Annotated in this window: 24 protein-coding genes; 15 read left to right on the forward strand and 9 right to left on the reverse strand. The window is 70.1% G+C overall.

Going from position 1 to position 24,263, the window contains the following annotated elements; genetic code table 11:
• Positions 1-88 precede the first annotated feature (88 nt).
• Positions 89-481: a DUF5997 family protein gene (locus tag OG246_RS24005; RefSeq protein WP_266467278.1), complete on the forward strand. Its 393-nt coding sequence runs from the start codon at positions 89-91 to the stop codon at positions 479-481.
• A 6-nt stretch (positions 482-487) separates the two neighbouring features.
• Here the strand turns inward: OG246_RS24005 and OG246_RS24010 are convergent, their stop codons facing one another.
• Positions 488-1,126, reverse strand: a complete 639-nt coding sequence (locus OG246_RS24010) for a trans-aconitate 2-methyltransferase (protein WP_266467282.1) — start codon at positions 1,124-1,126, stop codon at positions 488-490.
• Between the two features lie 60 nt (positions 1,127-1,186).
• Positions 1,187-1,927, reverse strand: coding sequence for a VOC family protein (locus tag OG246_RS24015; RefSeq protein ID WP_266467286.1), 741 nt, complete (start codon positions 1,925-1,927; stop codon positions 1,187-1,189).
• 92 nt (positions 1,928-2,019) lie between these two features.
• Here OG246_RS24015 and argC point away from each other — a divergent pair, with 92 nt between their 5' ends.
• The 5 genes from argC to OG246_RS24040 all read left to right on the forward strand — a co-directional run bounded on the left by argC (position 2,020) and on the right by OG246_RS24040 (position 6,936).
• The gene (gene argC / locus OG246_RS24020; protein ID WP_266467290.1) at positions 2,020-3,048 is read left to right on the forward strand and encodes an N-acetyl-gamma-glutamyl-phosphate reductase; all 1,029 of its coding nucleotides are present in this window, start codon (positions 2,020-2,022) and stop codon (positions 3,046-3,048) included.
• An 88-nt stretch (positions 3,049-3,136) separates the two neighbouring features.
• Entirely contained in the window at positions 3,137-4,288 is a 1,152-nt protein-coding gene (gene argJ / locus OG246_RS24025; protein ID WP_266467294.1) for a bifunctional glutamate N-acetyltransferase/amino-acid acetyltransferase ArgJ, read from the forward strand.
• Positions 4,285-5,196: an acetylglutamate kinase gene (argB, locus tag OG246_RS24030; RefSeq protein WP_266467297.1), complete on the forward strand. Its 912-nt coding sequence runs from the start codon at positions 4,285-4,287 to the stop codon at positions 5,194-5,196. Before argJ ends, argB begins: the two co-directional genes overlap by 4 nt.
• On the forward strand, positions 5,193-6,392 hold the full coding sequence (locus OG246_RS24035; RefSeq protein ID WP_266467300.1) for an acetylornithine transaminase: 1,200 nt from the start codon (positions 5,193-5,195) through the stop codon (positions 6,390-6,392). Before argB ends, OG246_RS24035 begins: the two co-directional genes overlap by 4 nt.
• Positions 6,393-6,399: 7 nt before the next feature.
• Complete coding sequence (locus OG246_RS24040) at positions 6,400-6,936, forward strand: arginine repressor (RefSeq protein ID WP_266467304.1); 537 nt, start codon at positions 6,400-6,402, stop codon at positions 6,934-6,936.
• A gap of 111 nt (positions 6,937-7,047) precedes the next feature.
• On the opposite strand, the gene OG246_RS24045 is transcribed toward OG246_RS24040, so the two are convergent.
• From OG246_RS24045 to OG246_RS24075, 7 genes are all read right to left on the reverse strand, one after another.
• A complete protein-coding gene (locus OG246_RS24045; RefSeq protein WP_266470857.1) occupies positions 7,048-7,785 on the reverse strand; it encodes an FAD:protein FMN transferase in 738 nt (245 codons plus the stop codon).
• Positions 7,786-7,828: 43 nt separating this feature from the next.
• Positions 7,829-8,638 (reverse strand): FMN-binding protein, encoded by an 810-nt coding sequence (locus OG246_RS24050; protein ID WP_266467307.1) that lies wholly within the window; start codon positions 8,636-8,638, stop codon positions 7,829-7,831.
• A gap of 19 nt (positions 8,639-8,657) precedes the next feature.
• Complete coding sequence (locus OG246_RS24055) at positions 8,658-9,995, reverse strand: ferredoxin reductase family protein (RefSeq protein ID WP_266470864.1); 1,338 nt, start codon at positions 9,993-9,995, stop codon at positions 8,658-8,660.
• A 246-nt stretch (positions 9,996-10,241) separates the two neighbouring features.
• A complete protein-coding gene (locus OG246_RS24060) occupies positions 10,242-10,940 on the reverse strand; it encodes a L,D-transpeptidase (protein ID WP_266467311.1) in 699 nt (232 codons plus the stop codon).
• Between the two features lie 158 nt (positions 10,941-11,098).
• Positions 11,099-12,730 carry a heme peroxidase family protein gene (locus OG246_RS24065; protein ID WP_266467314.1) on the reverse strand — a complete coding sequence of 544 codons (1,632 nt, stop codon included), beginning with the start codon at positions 12,728-12,730 and terminating at the stop codon, positions 11,099-11,101.
• Positions 12,731-12,977: 247 nt separating this feature from the next.
• Positions 12,978-13,565 carry a pyridoxamine 5'-phosphate oxidase family protein gene (locus OG246_RS24070; protein WP_266467317.1) on the reverse strand — a complete coding sequence of 196 codons (588 nt, stop codon included), beginning with the start codon at positions 13,563-13,565 and terminating at the stop codon, positions 12,978-12,980.
• Positions 13,566-13,666: 101 nt separating this feature from the next.
• Entirely contained in the window at positions 13,667-14,506 is an 840-nt protein-coding gene (locus OG246_RS24075; protein ID WP_266467320.1) for a hypothetical protein, read from the reverse strand.
• Between the two features lie 278 nt (positions 14,507-14,784).
• Here OG246_RS24075 and OG246_RS24080 point away from each other — a divergent pair, with 278 nt between their 5' ends.
• From OG246_RS24080 to OG246_RS24120, 9 genes are all read left to right on the forward strand, one after another.
• Complete coding sequence (locus OG246_RS24080) at positions 14,785-15,978, forward strand: argininosuccinate synthase (RefSeq protein ID WP_266467323.1); 1,194 nt, start codon at positions 14,785-14,787, stop codon at positions 15,976-15,978.
• Positions 15,979-16,089: 111 nt separating this feature from the next.
• On the forward strand, positions 16,090-17,523 hold the full coding sequence (gene argH, locus OG246_RS24085; protein ID WP_266467326.1) for an argininosuccinate lyase: 1,434 nt from the start codon (positions 16,090-16,092) through the stop codon (positions 17,521-17,523).
• A 152-nt stretch (positions 17,524-17,675) separates the two neighbouring features.
• Positions 17,676-18,647 (forward strand): aldo/keto reductase, encoded by a 972-nt coding sequence (locus OG246_RS24090; RefSeq protein ID WP_266467329.1) that lies wholly within the window; start codon positions 17,676-17,678, stop codon positions 18,645-18,647.
• Positions 18,648-18,727: 80 nt separating this feature from the next.
• Positions 18,728-19,279, forward strand: a complete 552-nt coding sequence (locus tag OG246_RS24095) for a TetR/AcrR family transcriptional regulator (protein ID WP_266467332.1) — start codon at positions 18,728-18,730, stop codon at positions 19,277-19,279.
• A complete protein-coding gene (locus OG246_RS24100) occupies positions 19,276-20,808 on the forward strand; it encodes an MFS transporter (protein WP_266467335.1) in 1,533 nt (510 codons plus the stop codon). The genes OG246_RS24095 and OG246_RS24100 overlap by 4 nt, the downstream gene beginning before the upstream one ends.
• Before the next feature lie 166 nt (positions 20,809-20,974).
• Positions 20,975-21,205 (forward strand): hypothetical protein, encoded by a 231-nt coding sequence (locus OG246_RS24105; RefSeq protein ID WP_266467338.1) that lies wholly within the window; start codon positions 20,975-20,977, stop codon positions 21,203-21,205.
• The gene (locus tag OG246_RS24110; RefSeq protein ID WP_266467341.1) at positions 21,202-22,203 is read left to right on the forward strand and encodes a MoxR family ATPase; all 1,002 of its coding nucleotides are present in this window, start codon (positions 21,202-21,204) and stop codon (positions 22,201-22,203) included. Before OG246_RS24105 ends, OG246_RS24110 begins: the two co-directional genes overlap by 4 nt.
• A complete protein-coding gene (locus tag OG246_RS24115; protein ID WP_266467344.1) occupies positions 22,200-23,150 on the forward strand; it encodes a DUF58 domain-containing protein in 951 nt (316 codons plus the stop codon). Before OG246_RS24110 ends, OG246_RS24115 begins: the two co-directional genes overlap by 4 nt.
• A 28-nt stretch (positions 23,151-23,178) precedes the next feature.
• Entirely contained in the window at positions 23,179-24,129 is a 951-nt protein-coding gene (locus tag OG246_RS24120) for a VWA domain-containing protein (RefSeq protein WP_266467347.1), read from the forward strand.
• The last annotated feature ends 134 nt before the right edge of the window (positions 24,130-24,263 follow it).

Here is a 24,263-nt window from a genome sequence, read left to right on the forward strand (position 1 = left end):
GCGCGGCGCACGCGGAGCCGGTGGTCACAGGGGGCGCACGGGGCAGTGCTGGTCGGCGCCGGCCCATACGCTCGTTACCCTTGACACCATGACGTCGCAGCAGAACACCCAGACCATGAAGCCCGCGACAGCGGCGAAGAAGCTGGGTGTGTACCTCGAAGCCACGCCCGCCGAGTTCCAGGAGGGCGTTGTTTCGCGTGCCGAGCTGGCCGCGCTGCAGGCCGAACCGCCCCAGTGGCTGCTGGAACTGCGGAGCAGCGGTCCGCACCCCCGGCCGGTGGTCGCCGCCAAGCTTGGCGTCTCCATCGCAGGGCTCGCGCGGGGCGGAGTCACCGAGGCCCTCACCACGGAGCAGATCGAGGCGCTGAAGGCGGAGGGTCCCGAGTGGCTGCTGCGGGAGCGCGCCACCCAGGCCGAGGTCCGCAAGGAAGCGGCTCGCATCAAGGAGAAGAAGGCCGACGAGGCCGCCCAGCGCTCCTGATCTCCCTCAGAGCGGCGTCGGGGGCTCGGCCACACCGACGATGAAGTCCCCAAGCGGCCTGACGTCGGCCGACCAGCCCAGCGCGGTGAGCTCTGCGGAGAGCGCCGCGGGCTCGTGGTAGATCTTCACGATCCGGTACTCGCTGCCGTCGTCGAGGCTGCGGACCTCCGAGGAGACGTCCTCGAGGGCTGCCCCGGCAAGGCCCTCGTCGATGAAGACGGCTCTGCCGTCCGGGGCCAGCGCGGCGGCGACGGTCGCCCAGAAGTCCCCGAAGCGGGACGCCGGGACATGGCTGAGCCAGAAGGCGAAGAACACGGTGTCGTAGCGGCGCTCCGGCCGCCAGGTGAACACGTCGGCCTGCACGAACTCCACCTTCGGGGACCCGGCACGCTCACGCGCGATGCCCAGCACCTCCGGCGCCGAGTCGACAGCGGTCACCGAGCGAGCCCGCGAGGCCAGCGACCCGGTCCACTGCCCCGTACCGCAGGCCAGCTCCAGCACGTCCCCGGCAACGGGGAGGCCGTCGAGCGCGGCCACCAGTTCCCGCAGGTCCGCCCGCTCGGCGTAGATCCGGTCGTACTCGAAGGCGCGGGCCCGGTAGTAGGCAATCTGCTCCGCCAGAAGGGCATCGTCAGAAGTTGTCATGAGCCCGACGGTAGTTGCGGTACCGCCGGTCTGTCCGGAAACCCGCGCTGTGAGTTCACGTCAGGACCGGGCGAGGACGCAGAACTCGTGGCCCTCCGGGTCGGCCAGGCAGGTCCACGGGACGTCGCCCTGGCCGACGTCGAGGTCGGTGGCGCCGAGGGCCCGCAGCCGGGCCACCTCCGCCGCCTTGTCGTCACCGGGGTCCGGCACCAGGTCGAGATGAACGCGGTCCGGCACGGTCTTCACATCGGGCTTGCGGAGGAACTCGAGATACGGCCCGACACCCTCGGCGGAGCGGAACGATGCATGATCGTCGGTCACCTCGTGCAGGGTCCAGCCGATCGCCTCGCCCCAGAACCGGGCCATGACCCGCGGATCCACGCAGTCGACCACCACCGCGGCGATCGGCCCGGTGTCCCGGTAGACCTCCCGAGGCTCAAGGACGCAGAACTCGTTGCCCTCCGGGTCGGCGAGGACCGTCCACGGCACATCGCCCTGGCCCACGTCGGCGGGCGTCGCACCGAGTGACCGGAGGCGCGTGACCAGCTCCGCCTGATGGGCCGCGGAGGTGGTGGCGAGATCGAGGTGCACGCGGTTCTTCGTTGCCGTCTTTGGTTCCGGGACGGCGATGACGTCGATGCAGACGCCGACCGGGTCCAGCCAGTCGAAGCCGACGGGTTTGACGGCGGTCACGCCGGGCTCCTCGTCGATGACACCCCAGCCGAGCGCCTCCGCCCAGAACCGCCCGACCGCCGAGTCATCAAGAGCCTTTATGTTCACCAGGGCAGGTCGCAGTGTCATGACGGCGATCCTATGCACCCGGCCAGGCAGGCAACTGGATTGCATAAACGTGCGGCGAAACGTATAGTCATGCCATCCAAGAGGAGGGTTCCATGGCGGTACGTGCGGCAGTGGCAGGGGCGAGTGGGTACGCGGGCGGGGAACTGCTGCGGCTGCTCCTGGTGCACCCCGAGATCGAGATCGGCGCTCTGACCGGCAACTCCAACGCCGGCCAGCGCCTGGGCGCGCTCCAGCCGCATCTGCTGCCGCTCGCCGGCCGCGTCCTTGAGGAGACCACCCCAGAGGTCCTCGCCGGCCACGACGTCGTGTTCCTCGCGCTGCCCCACGGGCAGTCCGCCGCCGTCGCCGAGCAGCTGGGCCCGGATGTCCTGGTCGTCGACATGGGCGCCGACTTCCGGCTGAAGGACCCGGCCGACTGGGAGAAGTTCTACGGCTCCGCGCACGCCGGGACCTGGCCGTACGGCCTTCCCGAACTGCCGGGTGCCCGCGCCGCGCTGGAGGGGTCCAAGCGCATCGCGGTACCCGGTTGCTACCCCACGGCCACCTCGCTGGCGCTCTTCCCGGCGTACGCGGCGGGCCTCGCGGAGAACGAGGCCGTGATCGTCGCCGCCTCCGGGACCTCGGGTGCCGGCAAGGCGCCCAAGGCGCACCTCCTCGGCAGCGAGGTCATGGGCTCCATGTCCCCGTACGGCGTCGGCGGCGGCCACCGGCACACCCCCGAGATCATCCAGAACCTCGGCGCCGCCGCGGGCGAGTCCGTCACCGTCTCCTTCACGCCGACCCTCGCCCCGATGCCCCGCGGCATCCTCGCCACCTGCAGCGCCAAGGCGAAGCCCGGCGTCACCGCCGAGTCCGTACGGGCCGTATACGAGAAGGCGTACGCGGACGAGCCGTTCGTACACCTGCTCCCCGAGGGGCAGTGGCCCGCGACGGCGTCTGTCTACGGTTCCAACGCCGTTCAGGTGCAGGTCGCCCTCGACGCCGCCGCGCACCGCATCATCGCGATCAGCGCCATCGACAACCTGACCAAGGGCACCGCGGGCGGTGCCGTCCAGAGCATGAACATCGCCCTCGGGCTTCCCGAGGACATGGGTCTTTCCACGATCGGAGTCGCACCGTGAGCGACGCACGTGCAGCCACCGGGCCGCAGACAACGATGAAAGCCGCACCTCTGCGCTGCACGGGCGGAGAAGCGAACAAGGAGATGCAGTGAGTGTCACGGCAGCAAAGGGATTCCAGGCTGCGGGCATCGCAGCCGGGATCAAGGAGAACGGCAACCCCGACCTGGCCCTCGTGGTCAACAAGGGGCCCCGTCCGGCCGCCGCGGGCGTCTTCACCTCCAACCGCGTGAAGGCCGCGCCGGTGCTGTGGTCCGAGCAGGTCCTCAAGGGCGGCCGGGTGACCGCCGTGGTCCTCAACTCCGGTGGCGCCAACGCCTGTACGGGGCCGAAGGGCTTCCAGGACACGCACGCGACCGCCGAGAAGGTGGCCGACACCCTCGGGCTCAACGCGGCCGAGGTCGCCGTCGCCTCGACCGGCCTCATCGGCATCCTGCTCCCGATGGACAAGCTGCTCACGGGAGTTGAGACGGCGGCCGCGTCCCTCAGCGAGCACGGCGGTGAGAAGGCCGCCATCGCCATCAAGACCACCGACAGCGTCCACAAGACCTCCGTGGTCACCGGCGACGGCTGGACCGTCGGCGGCATGGCGAAAGGCGCCGGCATGCTCGCCCCCGGCCTCGCCACCATGCTCGTGGTCCTGACGACGGACGCCGACGTCGAGAGCGACGTACTGGACAAGGCGCTGCGGGCGGCCACGAAGGTCACCTTCGACCGCGTCGACTCCGACGGCTGCATGTCGACCAACGACACCGTGCTGCTGCTGGCCTCCGGTGCGTCCGAAGTCACCCCGGACCAGCAGGAGTTCGCGGAGGCCGTACGGAAGGTCTGCGACGACCTCGGGCAGCAGCTCATCCGGGACGCCGAGGGCGCCAGCAAGGACATCAAGGTCGAGGTCGTGAACGCCGCGACCGAGGACGACGCCGTCGAGGTGGGCCGCTCCATCGCCCGCAACAACCTCCTCAAGTGCGCGATCCACGGCGAGGACCCCAACTGGGGCCGGGTGCTCTCCGCCATCGGCACCACCCAAGCCGCCTTCGAGCCGGACCAGTTGAACGTCGCCATCAACGGCGTCTGGGTCTGCAAGAACGGCGGCGTCGGCGAGGACCGTGAGCTCGTCGACATGCGCTACCGCGAGGTCCACATCGTCGCCGACCTCGCCGCAGGCAGTGAGACCGCCACGATCTGGACCAATGACCTCACCGCGGACTACGTCCACGAGAACAGCGCGTACTCGTCATGAGCACTACTCGTAAGCACACCGCGCTGCCCAAGGCGCAGATCCTCATCGAGGCGCTGCCCTGGCTGACCCGGCACCAAGGCAAGACCGTCGTCGTCAAGTTCGGCGGCAACGCCATGATCGACGAGGAGCTGAAGTCCGCCTTCGCGCAGGACATCGTCTTCCTGCACCACGCAGGCCTCAAGCCCGTCGTCGTGCACGGCGGCGGCCCGCAGATCAGCGCCGCCCTCGACCGGCACGGCATCGTCAGCGAGTTCAAGGCGGGCCTGCGGGTCACCACCGAGGAGGCCATGGACGTCGTACGCATGGTCCTTGCCGGACAGGTGCAGCGTGAACTGGTCGGGCTGCTCAACCAGCACGGGCCGCTCGCCGTCGGAATGACCGGCGAGGACGCGCACACCATCACCGCCACCAAGCACCAGCCCGAGATCGACGGCGAGTTGATCGACATCGGGCGGGTCGGCGAGATCACCGCAATCGACACGGGTGCCATCGAGGCGCTGCTCTCCGACGGCCGTATCCCGGTCGTCTCCTCGATCGCCCGCTCCCAGGACGACGGACATGTCTACAACGTCAATGCTGATACGGCGGCTGCGGCACTCGCTGCGGCGCTGGGTGCCGAAACCCTGATGGTCCTCACCGACGTCGAGGGTCTCTACGAGGACTGGCCCAACAGCGACGAGGTGATCAGCCGCCTCACCGCCTCCCAACTGGAGAAGCTGCTGCCCGAGCTGGCCAGCGGCATGGTGCCGAAGATGGAGGGCTGTCTGCACGCCGTGCGCAACGGCGTCACCACCGCCCGGGTCATCGACGGCCGGGTCCAGCACTCGATCCTGCTGGAGATCTTCACCGACGAGGGGATCGGCACGATGGTCGTGCCCGATCAGGAGGAAGAGGGGGACGCCGCATGACCGCCAACGAAGAGCTCACCCAGCGCTGGCAGGGCTCACTCATGGACAACTACGGCACTCCGCGCCTGCCCCTCGTCCGCGGTGCGGGCACCAGGCTCTGGGACGCCGACGGCAAGGAGTACCTCGACTTCGTCGGCGGCATCGCGGTCAACGCGCTCGGACACGCCCACCCGGCGATCGTCGAGGCGGTCAGCAAGCAGATCGGCTCGCTCGGCCATGTCTCGAACCTCTTCGTCGCCGAGCCGCCCGTCGCGCTCGCCGAACGGCTGCTCCAGCTCTTCGGGCGGGACGGCCGGGTGTACTTCTGCAACTCGGGTGCCGAGGCCAACGAGGGCGCCTTCAAGATCGGGCGGCTGACCGGCCGCAAGCACATGGTGGCCACCCAGGGTGCCTTCCACGGCCGGACCATGGGCGCGCTCGCCCTCACCGGCCAGCCCGGCAAGCGGGAGCCGTTCCTGCCGCTGCCCGGTGACGTCACGCATGTCCCGTACGGCGACGCGCAGGCGCTGGCCGAAGCGGTCACCGAGGACACCGCACTGGTGATCATCGAGCCGATTCAGGGCGAGAACGGCGTGGTCGTACCCCCGCCCGGCTATCTGAAGGCCGCCCGCGCGATCACCGCCGCGACCGGCGCGCTCCTCGTCCTGGACGAGGTGCAGACCGGAATCGGCCGCACCGGATCCTGGTTCGCGTACCAGGCGCACGAGGGTGTCCTGCCCGACGTCGTCACACTCGCGAAGGGTCTCGGTGGCGGGCTGCCGCTCGGTGCGACCGTCGCCTTCGGCCGGGCCGCCGAGCTGCTGAAGCCGGGCCACCACGGCACGACCTTCGGCGGCAACCCGGTCGTCTGCGCCGCCGGGCTCGCCGTACTCGACACGATCGCGTCCGAGGGACTCCTCGAGAACGTGAAGCGCACGAGCGAGAAACTGCGGGACGGAATCGAGTCACTCGGACATCCGTTGATCGACCATGTCCGGGGTGCGGGCCTGCTCCTGGGTATCGTGCTCACCGAGCCGCTCGCACCGCAGGTGCAACAGGCGGCTCAGGACGCCGGTCTCCTGGTCAACGCGCCCGCCCCCGATGTCGTACGGCTGATGCCGCCGCTGAACCTCGGCGATGACGAAGTGGACGCGTTTCTCCAGGCTCTCCCTGGTGTCCTCGACGTGGTCAACGGGGAAGGACGATCCGGGGAATGAGACGACGATGAGTCAGGCGCAGGACCACGAGCACGCAGGGCCTGCCGTACCGCAGACCCGCACCGCACGCCACCGCCGGATCGTGGACATCCTCAACCGGCAACCGGTGCGCTCTCAGAGCCAGTTGGCGAAGCTTCTCGCCGACGACGGGCTGAACGTCACTCAGGCGACACTCTCCCGGGACCTGGACGAGCTGAACGCGGTCAAGATCCGCAACAACGACGGCGACCTGATCTATGCGGTGCCGAGCGAGGGGGGATTCCGTACCCCCCGTGCGCCGCTGGGGGAGTCGGCGAAGGAGGAGCGGATGCGCCGGCTGTCCGCGGAGCTGCTGATCTCCGCGGAGGCTTCGGCGAACCTCGTGGTGCTGCGGACCCCTCCGGGGGCCGCGCAGTTTCTTGCCTCGGCGATCGATCAGGCCGAGCTGCAGGACATTCTCGGGACGATCGCCGGGGACGACACGTTGCTGCTGATCAGTCGGGAGCCTGCGGGGGGCCAGGCGTTGGCGGATCACTTGTTGCGGTTGGCTCAGAACACTCACTGACGTGTACGACGTTGGAGGCGCGCCCCGGATCGGGGTGCGCCTCTGGCGTTTTCGGGTGCGGGCTGCTTGTGGTTGCTCGCGCAGTTCCTCGCGCCCCTGAAGGGGCTTCACTTACCCCAGCCGTTGAGCTAGGCCCCCCGTACACCGGACCTCGTCGCCCGCCGTGATGAGCAGGGCCTCTACGTCGGGGAGGGACTCCAGCCAGTCCAGGGCCTGGCGGGAGCCCATCGCGAAGGCCGCTGTCGCCCAGGCGTCCGCCCAGGTCAGGTAGGGGCCCACCACCGTCACGGCGACGAGGTCGGTGACCGCGGACTTGCCGGTGCGCGGGTCGACGATGTGGGCGCCGCGTTCGGCGGTGCCGGAGGTGGCGACGGCGAGTTCGTCGGCGCCGGCCGCGGAGACCACGGCGGCGAGGGAACCTGGGCGGAGCGGATCCGCCACGCCGACCCGCCACGGCCGCTGCGGGCCCGGCACGCCGCACAACTGGACGTCGCCGCCGCCGTTCACGCTGACGCCGCTCGCCCCGGCCGCGGCGAGATGCCGGGCCACGCGCTCGGTCGACCAGCCCTTCACCAGACCCGTCGGGTCCAGCCGTCCTTCGTACGTCGTGCTGAACCACCCCTCGCTCAGCCGCTCCGCCTCGGCGCACAGGTCGAGCACCTCGGCGACCTCCGGATCGCACTCGGCGACCGTCAGCTCGCCGCGTGCGAGACGCGAGATCTGGCTGTCCTCGCGGTAGGTGCTGAACACCTCGTTCACCCGGTGGAGTTGGGCGACCGCCTCCTCCAAGGCGGCCTGGACGACGGCCGGTTCGCCGCCGCGCACGTCGAACGAGAAGACGGTGCCCATGACCTCCTCCACGTGGCGCAGCGCGGGAGGGGCCTCCGCAGGGTCAGGCACCGGCCTTGTCCAGAGCGGACTGGAGGGACTTCTTGTAGCCGGCGCTGGTGTAGGTGGCTCCGGAGACGGCGTCGATGTCGGCGCTTTGGGTGGCTGCGGCCGCTTGGTTGAGCTTCGGTATGGCATTGCCGGTCACCTCCGTGCTCTGTCCCCCGCTGGGTGCCTGGATGGCCTCGGCCTTGGAGATCGTGGTGCCGTTCAGGGTGAGGCGGACCTGGACGGGCCCGTACTGGGTCTGGACGACGTCCCCGTCGACGGTCTGGCCCTCCGGGGCGGCGGCCGAGGGTGACGCGGGCGCCTGGGACGGCGACGCGGACGACTCCGCCGGGGCCGGGGCGCTCTCGGCGGCCTGGTCGAGGGCGGACTGGAGGGACTTCTTGTAGCCGGCGCTGGTGTACGTGGCTCCGGACACGGCGTCGATGTCGGCGGTGCCCGCGGCGACGGCCGCCTGGTTGAGTTTCGGTACGGCGTTCTCGGTGACCGTGGTGCTCTGGCCGCCGCTGGGCGCCTGGACCGCCTCGGCCTTGGTGATCTTGTCGCCGCTGAGGGTGAGACGGACCTGGACAGGCCCGTACTGGGTGTCGGCCACGCTTCCGGTGACCGTACGGGCGCCGGAAGCCGCCTGCTCCGAGCCGCCGCCCTGCGGCGACTCCTGCCCGGCCGCCGGCGGCTGGGCCGCTCCGCCCTGCGCCGAAGCGGAGGCCGGATCGGACCCCGGCTTCAGAGACAGCAGCAGGACGATCCCGGACACGGTGGCGGCGGTTGCGAGCATGACACGCCTGAGGGGATGGCTCTTCTTCATCGCTCCTGACTCCCGTCGCTCACATCTCGAACGACTCGTGATGGATGCGGCGGGCGGGGACTCCCGCGCCGCGCAGTGCTTCGTACACCTGCTGAGCGAAGCCGGGCGGCCCGCACATGAAGACGTCATGGCTCTCGATGTCCGGCAGCTTCCGGCGCAGGCTGTCCGCCGAGATGTCCGGGCGTTCCCCGTCGGGGCTGTTCACCGCGTACATGAGCCGGGCCCCGCGCTCCTTGGAGATGACCGCCAGCTCGTCCCAGAGGGCCAGGTCCTGGGTGCTGTTCGCCCGGTAGAGCAGCGTGAGGTCGCCGGAGGCGCCGGGCAGCGTCTCGAACAGCGCCCGCATCGGCGTGATGCCGACGCCGCCGGCCACCAGCAAAACCTTTCCGCGGCTGCGCTTGGAGGCCGTCAGCGCGCCGTACGGCCCCTCGGCCCAGACCCGGGTGCCCGGCTCCAGCTCGCGCAGCGCGGCGCTGTGGTCGCCGATCGCCTTCACGGTGATGCGCAGCATGTTGGGGCGGGGCGCTGCGGACAGCGAGTACGGGTGGGAGCTGAGCCGCATCCCCGGCGCCAGGAAGCGCCAGCGGAAGAACTGTCCGGCCTCGGCACCCATCCGGTGCAGCTTCCGGCCGCTGATCAGCACCGACACGATCCCCGGCGCCTCCTCGATGACCGCCTCGACCCGCATCCGGTGCCGCATGTTCAGCCGGATCGGCGCGATCACCCGGTACCAGAGCACCAGCGCGGTCACCGTTCCGTACAGCCCGTACCAGGCTGTCGTCGCGGCGGGCTGGACGGCGAAGTCGTTGCCGGTGGTCAGCTGGTGCCAGAACGACAGATACACGGCGGCGTAGGTGAGCAGATGGATGTGGTACCAGGTGTCGTACGGAATCCTGCGGCGCACCGGGCCCATGGAGAGCAGGCCGATGACGAGCAACAGCCCCGCGCCGATCGCGGCTTTGCCCATGTCGGGCAGCTGGTTGATCGAGTCGATGGTCTGCTGGACTATGTCGGCGAAGGTCCGGCCGGACTGGAGTGCGTAGCCGTACATCGTCAGGACGAGATGGGCGAGGACCAGACAGAGGGTGTAGCGACCGCTCATCGCATGCCAGCGGGCCACCCGGTCGGAGCCCACCCGGCGCTCCAGTGCGGGCACCCGGGCCATCTGAAGCACCACGAGCGCCATCAGGTACCCGGCCAACAGGCCTGTGATCCGGCCCGCGTTGATCATCCGGCTGGTGTGGTCCGCGATGGACGGGGTGTTGCTCCACCACAGCCAGATGACCCCGGCCGCGCCTGCCCAGACGGCGAGCAGCAGCGGGACGGCAGGGGAGCGGCGCGGGCGGATACGGCGCATGGTCTGGCGCCGCGCGGCGCGGCCACCGGCGATCGTGGACACGGTTCCTCCGTGGTCGTCCGTGGGGACGGGGCAGGGGGTGGGTCCCCCTTGGCCCAGAGGTACGTGGCGCGACGTCGGAGTGTTCAACGGGCAGCTGAGTCCAGTGCGGCCTGGAGAAACAGGCGGCACTTCAGGGGCGCGGGGAACTGCGCGACCAGCCACAGCGGCCCCACAGGCAACAACGGTCCCCGACCGAAACGGCGCCTAGTAGCGAGTGATAACGGTCGCCCCGCGCTCCGTGCCGATCGCGATGTGCGGCCTCCGCGCCGGATCGGCCCACTTCACGATCCGCCGCATCGCGTCCCCGGGCACCGACACACAACCGGCAGTCGCCCCACGCCCGTTGACGTGCAAGAAGATGCCGGCGCCGCGCCCCCGCACCGGCCGCTCGTAGTTGAACCCGATGACGAGGGCGTACGCGTACTGCGTGGGGTACGAGATCAGGTGCTCGGACTCCGAGGCACGGCAGTCGGCGGCACGGGGCTCGGTCCACCGGTTGTAGGCGCGGGAGTTGTTGTCCTGGCACCACCAGGACTTCTGGTGAACCCTGCGGTACGGGGTCCTGGTCCCGCCGGGCGCGGCCTTGATCCCGAACGCGTACGGGAGGTCGTAAAGACCGGTGGGGGTCGTGTTCGTCCCCTGCCGACGCGAGCCTCCCTCGACCAGCCCCTTGGCACCGAAGCGCGCGGCCACGGAACCGGCCTTCACCCACCGCCCGTCGCGCCGGTCCCACCAGGTGACGGTCCCCTTCGTCGAGGACGTACGCGAGGCCTGGGCGGTGATGAGCTGGGTGCCGCCGCCGGTGTCCGCCATCCGTTCGGGAAGGGGAGGCGGGCCGCTCGGGGCCACGGCCAGGCTGAGGAGGGACGCGGACACGAGGAGGACGGCGGCACCGGGACGCATGGACCGGACGCTACGGGGAGGCAGTGGCCGGGGCAGCCCGGGTGGGCCGTCCAGGCGCCGACCGTCGGTGTGTTCCCCGGTGCCGTCGCCGGTGTTCCCGTGGTTTCCGGGCTGCCCGCCGGGGCGCCCGGAAACCACGGTGTCCACAGGGTCCGGGCTCACGGACCCAGCGGGTTGAGGAGTTCGGCCTTGCTTTCGAACGCGTACAGCAGGAGGTCGGTCATGTCGAACTTCCCGTCGGCCTTCCGCTGCGCGTCGGGCGTGAGGAACGGACGCCAGAAGGGGTCACGGACGATGGAGTGGTGACTGCCTTCGATGGCGCGGTGGAAGACCTCGGCGACGATGCGTCCGCCGACGCCGGTCAGTTTGCCGCCGCCGTTCACCTCGGCCTCGCGGAGGATGTAGAACCACAGCGGGCAGTCCTTGACGAGCTTCTTCTTGAGCGCGTCGGAGAGCTGGGCTCCGTCGCGGTTGTCGAAGTCGGAGGCGAGCAACGGCTTCACCTTGAGCCGCGAGGCCATCTGCTGACCCGTGGCGAGACTCACCATGTTGGCCCGGGTCAGGTTCCGGAACGCCAGGTTCAACTCGATGGCGTCGCTGGGCCCTTGCGGGCGTGCGCCGAACGAGCCGAGAGGCAGTTTCGCCAGCGGGTCGACCAGCAGGGTGTCGATGCGCTTGGTGAGGTTGAACTCGCCGGCGGTCACGGCGAGGTCGGCGCGACCTCCCTTGGGGAAGTCGAACAGGCGCCGGAAGTCGGCGATCCAGTTGGTGGGAAGGCGCTCGAAGCCGCCCGACTCGGGGTCGTTGATGTCGCCGCCCGGGGAGAGGTTGCCGCTCGTGCCGGTGAAGCGGAACAGCAGCTCGAGCGTGGCTACGGTGAGGCCGCCCGTGCGGAAGATCCTGTTCCACTCGTACTCGTCGCGCACCATGCTGTGGCCGAGACGGTAGGCGGCCACGGAGAACTCGATCGGCATCGTCGGGCGGTCCTGATCCCCCGGCGAGGGCTCGAAGTGCTTGCGGCCCTTGCCGAAGACCTCGTCGATGACGGACCCGTCGACGATCCGCGGCAGGAAGTCGTGGACCAGCATCCACTGGTAGTGCTTGACGACCGCCTCGCGCGCCGACTCGAAGAGCACCGCGCTGGACACGCCCTTGTCGGCGAGCTCGGTCACGAACCGGTTGTGGAAGCGGATGAAGGCGCTGTGGATCTGGGCGACGACGAGGTTCTCGTCGTTGCGCGGATCCGGGATCAGCGGCCGGCGTCGCTCGGACGGCAGCGAGCCCGCTCCGACCCGGGGCAGGTCGAAGCCGGCCAGCGGGTCCTTGGTGATGTCGTTGGCGCCCGGGATGCCCTGGGTCGTGCCGGACTTCAGGCGGATCCCGTCGTCCTCGTAGAAGCGGCGGTCGAAGCGGTTGTCCGGTCCGAGGCCGTAGAGACTGTCGAGGTCCAGCGCGGGCGACCTGCCCTGGAGCAGCTGCTGGACGGTGACGTCCTCCTCCAGGCGCACCGCGGTGGCGTCCAGGGTCAGGTCGTGGTCCACGAACTGGCCGAGATAGGTGAAGCCCGCCGGTACCCCGGGGCTGGAGTTCGGCTGGCCGCCCGGGCCGGGCGGGTCCGTGGTCATCTTCTGGGCGAGTTCCGTGCGCTGGGCCCGGTTGAGCAGCTGCTCGGGCTTCGCCTTCGGTCCTAACCGGGAGAACTGGAACTTGCGCAGCGCCGCGACGCTCGACGCCGCCTGCGCCTCGGCCGGTTCGTCGGTCCCCGGGTCGGCGAGGAGTCCCTCACCCACGACGAAGAACGAGTTCCGGACATGACGTTTGCTCTGAGGTTCGCTTGCGGCTCGGAACATGGATCCCCCATCCGTTCCTGGTGTTTCCGCCCGGTGGGCGGTTTTTGCCGAGCGTAGGGGCTGCGCACGGCGGAAGGGAGAATTCCGTCAAATGGAACAACTGTCCTGTCAACCAAGAAGATCGGCATAACGCCCGCACCTCGACATTACGTACTCGAGTGGCGCAAGGTCCTCAAGTGGTGCGGGCTCAGGCCGGGGTGGGAGGCAGCGGCAGGGGCAGCCCGGGCAGGCCGTCCATGCTTGTCGCGATGTGCTCCTTCTTCCCGAAGTACGCGTCGAGTGAGGCGTCGTCCTCGCGCGCGAAGCGCTTGGCGTGCAGATCGCGGTCCTCGTCGTACGACATGAAGGGCACCGCGTACCCGCAGGTGTCCCGGACGAGTTCGGCCGTCACGACGATGATCGCGCGCAGGCCGTGCGGGGTCGGGTCGATGTCCGGGAAGTGGGCGAGCAGTTCGCTGAAGCGCGGGTCGTCCCGGAAGACGGGCTCGCCGTGGCCGTGCACACGGACGATGTTCGGCGGCCCCTGGAAGGCGCACCACATGAGGGTGATCCGGCCGTTCTCCCGCAGATGGGCGATCGTCTCGGCATTGCTCCCGGCGAAGTCCAGGTATGCCACGGTCAGTTCGTCGATCACCACGAAGGAGCCGGTGAGCCCCTTGGGTGAGAGGTTGACCGTGCCGTCCCCCGACAGGGGCGCGGTCGCGGTGAAGAAGAGGGGCTGCGCCTCGATGAACGTACGCAGTCGGCCGTCTATGCGCTCATAAGTCTTTCCCATGTCTAACGATTATTGACCAAGTTCCTTACTTTGTCTAAGGAACTGCGGGGTTCCGTGGCCGCCCCGGTCGGCGCTGCGGGACGGGGCGGCCACGGAGTCTTTTACTTGTTGAGGGTGCAGGTGGCCAGCGTGCCCAGGCCCTGGGGCTTGGCCGCGGTGCGGCCGATGGAGATGGCGATGCGGTCGATGGTGGCGACGCGCTTGTCGGCCAGCGGGCCGAGGATCGCGTTCTGGACGAAGTTGGGTCCGCCCTGGCCGACCGTGTTCACCAGCCGCGTGTTGGCCTCGTTGATCTGCGTGTTCAGCAGCGCCAGGTTGCGGTCGACCTCGGCCTTGGCGGAGGCGGGGATCGCGGGCAGGCGCGAGGCGACGTCCGGGCAGCTGATCGTGCCGGCGGCACCGGAGCCGGCCGCGGGTGCGGCGGTGTTCGCCGGTGCGCTCGCGGGGGTACTGGCCTGCGGCGCGCTCGGCGTCGCGGCGGCACCGCCCCCGGCCGCGTTCAGCGCGCACGGCGCGAGCGAGTCCAGGCCCACCGGCTTGGCCGCGGTGCGCCCGATCGCCGTCGCGATGCGGTTGATGGTGGCGACGCGCTTGTCCTTGAGGGGGCCGAGGATCGCGTTCTGGACGAAGTTGGCGCCGCCCTGGCCGACCGTGTCGACCAGTCTCTTGTTGGCCTCCGCGATCTGGGTGTTGAGCAGCGCGAGGTTGCGGTCGACCTCGGCCTTCGCGGAGGCGGGGATCGCGGGCAGGCTCGGCGCGACGGCCGGGCAGTTCACCGTGCCCGGGGATGCGGCCTTCGTAGTGGCGTTCTGGCCGCTGCTCTTGGACGTCTCCCCGGCCAAGGCCGAGCCGGCGATCACCGCAGCGGACAGCACCATCGCGGAGGCGCCACCGATCACGACGACGCGGCGCTTGTTGTACTTCGGAAGAGCCCTGGACATGCGGAAGCCTCACTCGGGTCAGGGGCGGGGAGCCGCCCGGCGGTCGGCCGGGCGGAGTGCCTCTCGGTGTACGAACGCGGCGCCTGCGTCGGGGAGAGATACGGGTAAGCGGTTTCCCTTGTTCAAAGTGCATTCAAAGAAACCTCGGATTCGTCTGAGATCGCGTCCCGTGTTCGGTATCTCGGCCATGAGGGGCGCTGAGCCTCGCCGAGATTGACGAATCATGCAGAGTTCTGCATACTCATGCATGTCAGCGAATGCACTGTAAGGAGAAACCCGTGGCCGAGCGCGTCGTACTCGCCTACTCAGGCGGTCTGGACACGTCCGTCGCCATCGGCTGGATCGCCGAGGAGACGGGCGCCGAGGTCATCGCCGTCGCTGTCGATGTCGGCCAGGGCGGCGAGGACCTGGACGTCATCCGCAAGCGCGCGCTCGCCTGCGGTGCCGTCGAGGCCGAGGTCGCGGACGCCAAGGACGAGTTCGCCGAGGAGTACTGCCTCCCCGCGATCAAGGCCAACGCCCTTTACATGGACCGCTACCCGCTGGTCTCCGCCCTCTCCCGGCCGACGATCGTCAAGCACCTCGTCGCCGCCGCCCAGAAGCACGGCGCCACCACGGTCGCGCACGGCTGCACCGGCAAGGGCAACGACCAGGTCCGCTTCGAGGCCGGCATCGTCGCCCTCGCCCCCGACCTCCAGTGCATCGCCCCGGTCCGCGACTACGCGATGACCCGCGACAAGGCGATCGCCTTCTGCGAGGCGAAGAACCTCCCCATCGCCACCTCCAAGAAGTCCCCGTACTCCATCGACCAGAACGTCTTCGGGCGCGCCGTCGAGACGGGCTTCCTGGAGGACATCTGGAACGCGCCGATCGAGGACATCTACGAGTACACCTCGAACCCGGCCGAGGCCCGCGAGGCCGACGAGGTCGTCATCTCCTTCAAGGAGGGCGTCCCGGTCGCCATCGACGGCAAGCCCGTCACCGTCCTCCAGGCCATTCAGCAGCTCAATGAGCGCGCGGGCGCCCAGGGCATCGGCCGGATCGACATGGTCGAGGACCGCCTTGTCGGCATCAAGTCCCGTGAGGTGTACGAGGCTCCGGGCGCGATCGCCCTGATCACCGCCCACCAGGAGCTGGAGAATGTCACCGTCGAGCGCGAACTCGCCCGCTACAAGCGGCAGGTCGAGCAGCGCTGGGGCGAACTCGTCTACGACGGCCAGTGGTTCTCCCCGCTCAAGCGCGCCCTCGACGGCTTCATCACCGAGGCCAACCAGCACGTCAACGGCGACATCCGGATGACTCTGCACGGCGGCCGTGCCGTCGTCACCGGCCGGCGCTCGGACACCTCGCTCTACGAGTTCAACCTCGCCACGTACGACACGGGCGACAGCTTCGACCAGGCCGCGGCCAAGGGCTTCATCGACATCTACAGCCTGTCGTCGAAGATCGCCGCGAAGCGGGACCAGGCGTAGGTCTCGCCTGTATCCGCAGGTGCAGGTCTCGTCCGTACTAGCCTGACGACCGCCTCCTCACCCCTTGGTGCGGAGGCGGTGGCACATCAACAGCTTTGAGGAGCAACGCAAGTGAGCAGCAACAGCGGAGACGTACGGCTCTGGGGCGGCCGTTTCGCCGACGGTCCCGCCGAGGCCCTGGCCAAGCTGTCCGCGTCCGTCCATTTCGACTGGCGCCTCGCGCCGTACGACATCGCCGGATCGCGTGCCCACGCGCGCGTGCTGCACAAGGCGGGCCTGCTCACCGAGGACGAGCTGACGCGCATGCTCGCGGGCCTCGACCGGCTCGAAGCGGATGTGGCATCAGGCGTCCTGGTCGGCACCATCGCCGACGAGGACGTTCATACGGCCCTGGAGCGCGGCCTGTTGGAGCGCATCGGCCCCGACCTCGGCGGCAAGCTCCGCGCGGGCCGCTCCCGCAACGACCAGGTCGCGACCCTCTTCCGGATGTACCTGCGCGACCACGCCCGCGTCATCGGCGGTCTGATCGCCGACCTTCAGGACGCCCTGGTCGGCCTGGCCGAGGCCCACCCGGACGTCGCGATGCCCGGCCGCACGCACCTCCAGCACGCCCAGCCGGTGCTCTTCGCGCACCATGTCCTCGCGCACGCCCAGTCGCTTTCCCGGGACGCCGAACGGCTGCGCCAGTGGGACGAGCGCACGGCGGTCTCCCCGTACGGCTCGGGCGCCCTGGCCGGTTCCTCGCTGGGCCTCGACCCGGAGGCGGTGGCGAAGGACCTGGGCTTCGAGCACGGCAGCGTGGGCAACTCCATCGACGGAACGGCCTCCCGCGACTTCGTCGCCGAGTTCGCCTTCATCACCGCGATGATCGGTGTGAACCTGTCCCGGATCGCCGAGGAGATCATCATCTGGAACACGAAGGAGTTCTCCTTCGTCACCCTCCACGACGCGTTCTCCACCGGCTCCTCGATCATGCCGCAGAAGAAGAATCCGGACATCGCCGAGCTGGCGCGCGGCAAGAGCGGCCGCCTCATCGGCAATCTGACCGGCCTGATGGCGACCCTCAAGGCCCTCCCGCTCGCGTACAACCGCGACCTCCAGGAGGACAAGGAGCCGGTCTTCGACTCCTGCGACCAGCTCGAGGTCCTGCTCCCCGCCTTCACCGGCATGATGGCGACCCTGACCATCAACCGCGAGCGCATGGAGGAACTGGCCCCGGCCGGCTTCTCGCTCGCCACCGACATCGCCGAGTGGCTGGTGAAGCAGGGCGTACCGTTCCGCGTCGCCCACGAGGTCGCCGGCGAGTGCGTGAAGGTCGCCGAGGCCGACGGCATCGAACTGGACGGCCTGACCGACGAGCAGTTCGCGAAGATCTCCGCGCACCTGACCCCCGAGGTGCGCTCCGTCCTCAACGTCCACGGCGCGCTCGCGTCCCGTGACGGCCGGGGAGGCACGGCGCCGAGCGCGGTCGCGATCCAGCTGGCAGAGGTGAAGACGGACGTGGCGGCCCAGCACGAGTGGGCCACGGCTAAGAACAAGCGGTGACTGTCAGGGGCGCGGGGAACTGCGCGACAAGCCACATGGCTCCCGCACCCGCCAAAGCACCGCAGGAAGCGAGTTCGTAGGCGGACCCAAAGGTCATCGCGGGTTACGTTGGGTCGGACAGCCGTACCGGAGCCGACCCAACGGAGCCCGCGATGCCCTTCGCCCGACTGGCCACAGCAACGACCCCGACGTGCCACATCGGACTCGGCCTCGCCGCGGTGGGCCGCCCGGGCTACATCAACCTCGGCCGGGACCACGACCTCGGAGAGAACCGCAGCGTCGAGACCCTGCGCGCCCGTACCCACGAACTCCTCGACGCCGCCTACTTCCAGGGCGTCCGCTACTTCGACGCGGCCCGCTCCTACGGCCGCTCCGAGGAGTTTCTCGCCGACTGGCTGCACAGCCGGCCCGACATCGACGACGTCGTGATCGGCAGCAAGTGGGGCTACACCTACACCGCCAGCTGGTCCACCGACGCCGAGAAACACGAGGTCAAGGACCACAGCGTCCAGGCCTACGACCGCCAGCGCAGCGAAACCGCCGAGCTGCTCGGCGACCGCCTCGACCTCTACCAGATCCACTCGGTGACCCCGGACAGCCCGGCCCTCACCGACAAGGAGCTCCACGCCAAGCTGGCCGACGCGGCCGCCCAGGGGCTCTCGATCGGCTTCTCCACCAGCGGGCCCGCCCAGGCCGACGCGATCCGTGCCGCGCTCGCCGTGACAGTGGACGGCGAGCCGCTCTTCCGTACCGTCCAGGCCACCTACAACGCGCTGGAGACCTCGGCCGCACCCGCCCTCGCCGAAGCCCACGACGCCGGACTCACCGTGATCGTCAAGGAGGGCATGGCCAACGGACGCCTCGCGGCCGAGCACGCCCCGGGCGTTCTGCGGGACATCGCCGGGGAGGCCGGACTCGGCGCCGACGCGGTCGCCCTCGCTCTCGTCCTGCGGCAGCCCTGGGCCGGAGTCGTCCTCTCCGGCGCGGCCACCGTCAACCAGCTCGCCTCGAACCTGCACGCGGCGGTCGTGGACCTCGACGACGATCAGCTGGCCAAGCTCGACGCGCTGGCGGAGGAGCCGGCCGCCTACTGGGAGCGGCGCGGGCAGCTGCCCTGGCACTGAGCACCTTGATCGGCCCTGAAAGGTGAGACCCGCGCGCTTCTGGTGAGACAGTCATGTCTCATATGGGTTATGGTTGTCTCATGGCTGTCGACCGTGAACATGTGCTGCGCAGCGCAGCCGCCCTGCTCACCCGGAAATCCACCGCCACCATGGACGAGGTTGCCAAGGCGGCCGGGATCAGCCGGGCCACGCTGCACCGCCAGTTCGCGGGGCGGGACGCGCTCGTCCGGGCGCTCGAAGAACTCGGCATCCGGGAGTGCGACGCGGCCCTCGACGGGGCCCGGCTCGACGAGGGCAGTGCGAGCGAAGCCGTGCGACGGCTGGTGGCGGAGATCGAACCCGTCGCCGCACTGCTCGCCTTCCTCTACACCGAGAACCAGCTCTTCGAGGGCGACGCACAGCACGTGGGCTGGGCCCACCTCGACCAGCGCATCGGCGATCTGTTCCGGCGCGGCCAGGAGAGCGGCGAGTTCCGTATCGACCTCAGCCCGGCCTGGCTCACCGAGGCGCTCTACGGCCTGATGGCCTCGGGCGCCTGGGCCGTGATGGACGGCCGCGTGGCCGCCAAGGACTTCCATTTCATGACCGTCGAGCTGTTGCTCGGTGGTGCCCTAAGGAGAGAGGAATCATGACCAGCACGCTGCAGCCGGTATCCGTGGCGGAGGTGGAGAAGCGCCCGGGCCGTTGGCTGGCGCTCTCCGTCCTCGTCCTGGCCGTGCTGCTGGTGGCCGTCGACGCGACCGTCCTCGGCCTCGCCACCCCGTACATCAGCGAGGACCTGAAGCCGTCCGGGACGCAGCTCCTGTGGATCGGTGACGTCTACTCCTTCGTGATCGCGGGCCTGCTCGTCTCCATGGGCAGCCTGGGCGACCGCATCGGCCGCAAGAAGCTGCTGCTGATCGGCGCCACGGCGTTCGGCGCGATATCCGTGCTCAACGCCTACGCGACGACGCCCGAAATGATGATCGTGGCGCGGGCGTTGCTCGGTGTCGCGGGCGCGACCCTGATGCCCGCCACGCTCGCCCTCATCCGCAACCTCTTCCACGACCCGCGCGAGCGCAGCCTCGCCATCGGCATCTGGGGCGCGACCGCCTCCGCCGGTGCGGCCCTGGGCCCCGTGGTCGGCGGCTTCCTGCTCGAACACTTCTGGTGGGGCTCGGTCTTCCTGATCAACCTGCCCGTGATGGCCGTCCTCGTCCTCGTCGGCATCAAGCTGCTGCCGGAGTCGCGCAACCCGAACCCCGGCCCGTGGGACCTGACCAGCGTCGGCCTCTCACTCATCGGCATGATCGGCATCGTGTACGCGGTGAAGGAGGCCGCCACGCACGGCATCGAGTGGCAGGCGGTCACCGTGGGCCTGCTCGGATCGGGCGCCCTCTACTGGTTCGTACGACGCCAACTCACGCTTCCCTCGCCACTGTTGGACATGCGGCTGTTCCGCCACCGCGGCTTCTCCGGAGCCGTGCTCGCCGACCTCTTCACCATCCTCGGACTGTCCGGGCTGGTCTTCTTCCTCTCGCAGTACCTGCAACTCGTGCAGGGCCGGGGCCCGTTCGAGGCCGGACTCGCCGAACTGCCCGCCGCCATCGGCGCGGTGGCGGCGGGCCTCATCGCGGGTACGGTCGCGCGGCGGTTCTCGGTGCGTGCCGTGGTCTCCGGCGGTCTCGCCGCGGTCGGCCTGGCGCTCGCAGCGCTCACCCTGCTGGACCAGTCCACCGGCTACCCGCTGCTCGGCACCGCGCTGCTGGTCGTCGGCATCGGCGCGGGGTTCTCCTTCACCGTCACCGCCGACGTGATCCTCTCCAGCGTGCCCAAGGAGCAGGCGGGCGCCGCGTCCGCGGTCTCCGAGACGGCGTACGAACTCGGTGCCGCCCTGGGCATCGCGCTCCTCGGCTCGATCGTGACCGGTGTGTACGCGGGCTTCACCGGCCCCGCCGGCACACCGGCCGAGGCCCACGAGTCGCTCGGCGGCGCCGCCGAGTCGGCGGCCGGGCTGCCCGCGGACACCGCGGCGGCCCTGATGGACTCGGCCCGCACCGCGTTCGTCGACGGGCTCACGCTCGCCGCGGGCATCGGAGCGGGGGTGCTGCTCGTCACGGCGGTGGCGGCGTGGTTCCTGCTGCGGGGGCAGAAGCTGGAGGAGGGCATCGAGCACCCATAAGGCACCGAGCACCTGTAAGGCACCGAGCAACCTGTAAGGCGCCGAACACCTGCAAGGCACCGAGCACCCGTAAGCGGACGCGGGCTTTAAGCCCGCTTTCGCATTCACCTGATGGTCTTGGCTCCGTACCGGACGTCGTCCCACACGGCCGAAGGAGCCACTGACCATGACACGTCGTACCCGTAACACCGTTGTCGCCGCCGCCGTTCTGGCCGCTTTGGGCCTGGCCGGAGGCGGCGTCGCGATCGCCTCCGACGGTGGCGAGGCCTCCGGCGGACAGACCCGCTTCGTCGTCGAGGAGGACACCCCGGGCAGCGGGGCCGCCGACCGCGAGGACTGCCCCGAGAAGAACGGAACCGGCGGCGCCACTCCGTCGGACGCCGCCGAGGCGCTGTGACCACCCCCGAACGGGGAAGCGAGGACAAGCTTCTCGAAGAAGCCCTCTTCGAGGTCAAGCGAGTGATCGTCGGTCAGGACCGCATGGTGGAGCGGATGTTCACCGCTGTCCTGGCCCGCGGCCACTGCCTGCTGCAAGGCGTGCCCGGCGTCGCCAAGACGCTCGCCGCGAAGACACTCGCGCAGGTCGCGGGCGGACGGTTCGCCCGGCTGCAGTTCACCCCCGACCTCGTCCCCTCCGACATCACCGGCACCCGCGTCTACCGCCCGTCCCAGGAGACGTTCAGCGTCGAACCGGGCCCGGTCGTCGCCAACTTCGTGCTCGCCGACGAGATCAACCGCGCCCCCGCCAAGGTGCAGTCCGCGCTGCTCGAGGTGATGGGCGAGCAGCAGGTGACCATCGGCGGCACCACCATCCCCGTCCCCCAGCCGTTCCTCGTACTCGCCACCCAGAACCCCATCGAGTCCGAGGGCGTCTACCAACTCCCCGAAGCCCAGCGCGACCGCTTCCTGCTCAAGGTCGACATCACCACACCCAGCGAGTCCGAGGAGCTCGCGATCCTCTACCGGATGAGCGTCGACCCGCCCCGGGCGCGCCCCGTCCTCACCCCCGACCGGCTGATCGCGCTCCAGCGCTCCGCCGACGAGGTGTTCGTGCACCACGCGGTCGCCGAGTACGTCGTACGCCTGGTCTGCGCGACCCGTGAACTCGCGGGCCCCGACCGCCGGTTGGCGCACGGCGCGGGTCCCCGGGCCACGCTCGGCCTGGTGGCGGCGGCACGCGCGCTCGCCCTGCTGCGAGGACGTGCCTACGTCCTCCCCGAGGACGTGCACGACCTGGCCCACGAGGTCGTCGCCCACCGCCTCGTACTGTCCTTCGACGCGATCGCCGACGGTGTCACCGGGGCCGAGATCGTCGACGAGGTACTGGCGGCGGTGGAGCAGCCGCGGATCAGCCCGCGCCAGGCCGCCTCGCGCCCGGAGGGGGAAGCGGCATGAGCGGCAGTCCGCAAAGAGGCGGCGCCCCCGCGAACGCCGGTTCCCCGACCCTCCGCGAACTCACCCCCGAACAGGCCCTGAGACACCTGGAGTTGCTGTTCACCCGCCGCCCCGACGGCATCCTCCAGGGCGACCACCCGGGGCTGTTCCCCGGCCCCGGCAGCGAGCCGTCCGAGACCCGCCCGTACGTCATCGGCGACGACGTACGCCGGATGGACTGGAACGCCACCGCGCGCACCACCGTCCCGCATGTCCGGCTCACCCTCGCCGACCGCGAGCTCACCACCTGGATCGTCCTCGACGCCTCCGCGAGCATGGACTTCGGCACCGCCCGGATGGAGAAGCGCGACCTGGCCGTCGGTGCCGCCGCGTCCGTCGCCTTCCTCACCGAGCGGGCGGGCAACCGGCTCGGCGCACAGATCACGGGGCCGCAGGGCATCGTCCGGATCCCGCCCCGCACCGGCCGCCACCACCTGCTCACCATCCTGCGCGCCGCACTCGACCGCCCCCGGGTGGCGCCGGGGACAGCCGACACCACCCTCGCCGATGCCCTGCACTCGCTGCGCGCCCTGCCCGTCGGCGGTCTGGTCGCCGTGGTCTCCGACTTCCTGGAGGTCGGCTGGGAGCAGCCGCTGCGGACCGTCGCACACCGCCAGCAAGTACTCGCCGTCGAAACGGTCGACCCGCGCGAACTGGAGCTGCCCGACGTCGGACTGCTCACCGTCGTCGACCCGGAGACCGGCCGCAGACGTGAAATCCCCACCCACTCACGGAAGTTGCGCGAGCGGTACGCCGAAGCCGCGCTGGAGCAACGGGCGTTGATCAAGGCGACGATCCGTCGTGCGGGCGCGGCCCACCTCCGGCTGCGGACCGACCGGGACTGGGTGCGTGACGTCGTACGCCATGTCGAGAGCCGCCGGCGCCGTGCGGGAGGCGGCGCCGCGTGAACCGTATATCCGTACGACTGGAGGCGTCATGGGCCTGAACTCGCCCGGCTGGCTGCTGCTCCTGGTGCCGCTCGCCGGACTGATCGGCGCCTACCTGCTGGTGCAGCGCAGGCGCGGGCGGTACGCCGTCAGGTTCACCAACCTCGACCTGCTGGACAAGGTGGCGCCGAGGCGACCCGGCCGGCGGCGGCACATTCCCGCGGCCGCCTTCTGCGCGACGATGGCGCTGCTGGTGCTCGGGTTCGCCCGGCCCACCACCGAGGTGCGGGTGCCGCGTGAACGGGCCACCGTCGTCGTGGCGTTCGACGTGTCCGCCTCCATGCAGGCCACCGACGTCGAGCCGACCCGGTTCGAGGCCGCCCAACAGGCCGCGCTCGCCTTCGTCGACCGGCTTCCCGAGCGCTTCAACGCGGGCCTCGTCCAGTTCAGCGGCTCCGCGACGGTCGCGGTCCCGCCCACCACCGACCGCGAGTTGCTGCGCTCGGCCATCGAAGGGCTCACCACGCGGCAGGGCACGGCGATCGGCGACGCCGTCGTGGCCGCCCGTGACGCCGTGCGCGCCCTCGACCGGCAGGCCGAGACCGAGCCACCGCCCGCCCACATCGTGCTTCTGTCGGACGGCTCCAACACCCAGGGCCGCTCGGTCGAATCGGCCGCCGAGGAGGTGGCCGCCGACGAGATCCCGGTCTCGACCATCGCGTACGGCACCGAGGACGGGACGGTCGACCTGCCGTCGGGCGACAGCATGCGCGTCCCCGTCGACGGGCCGGCCCTGGAGAACCTGGCGTCCCGCACCGGTGGCGACTTCCACGAAGCCGCCACGGGGGAGGAACTCCAGGCGGTGTACGAGGACATCGGCAGCTCCGTCGGTTACCGCACCGAGGAGCGCGAGGTCTGGCAGTGGTTCGTCGCGGCGGGGCTCGTCACCGCGCTAGCCGCCGCTGCGACCTCACTGCTCTGGTTCTCCAGGCTTCCGTGACCGGCAGCTCCGGCCACCTCCGGTTTCCCGACCAGGGAGGAACGACCGTGTCCGACGACCGATATCCCGCCCACGTAGACCACGTAGACCACGTAGACCACACAGCCCACTCGGACCGTCCCGACCCGTCCCGC

The organism is Streptomyces sp. NBC_00620 (assembly GCF_026341825.1).
In the GTDB taxonomy this organism is placed as follows: Bacteria; Actinomycetota; Actinomycetes; order Streptomycetales; family Streptomycetaceae; genus Streptomyces.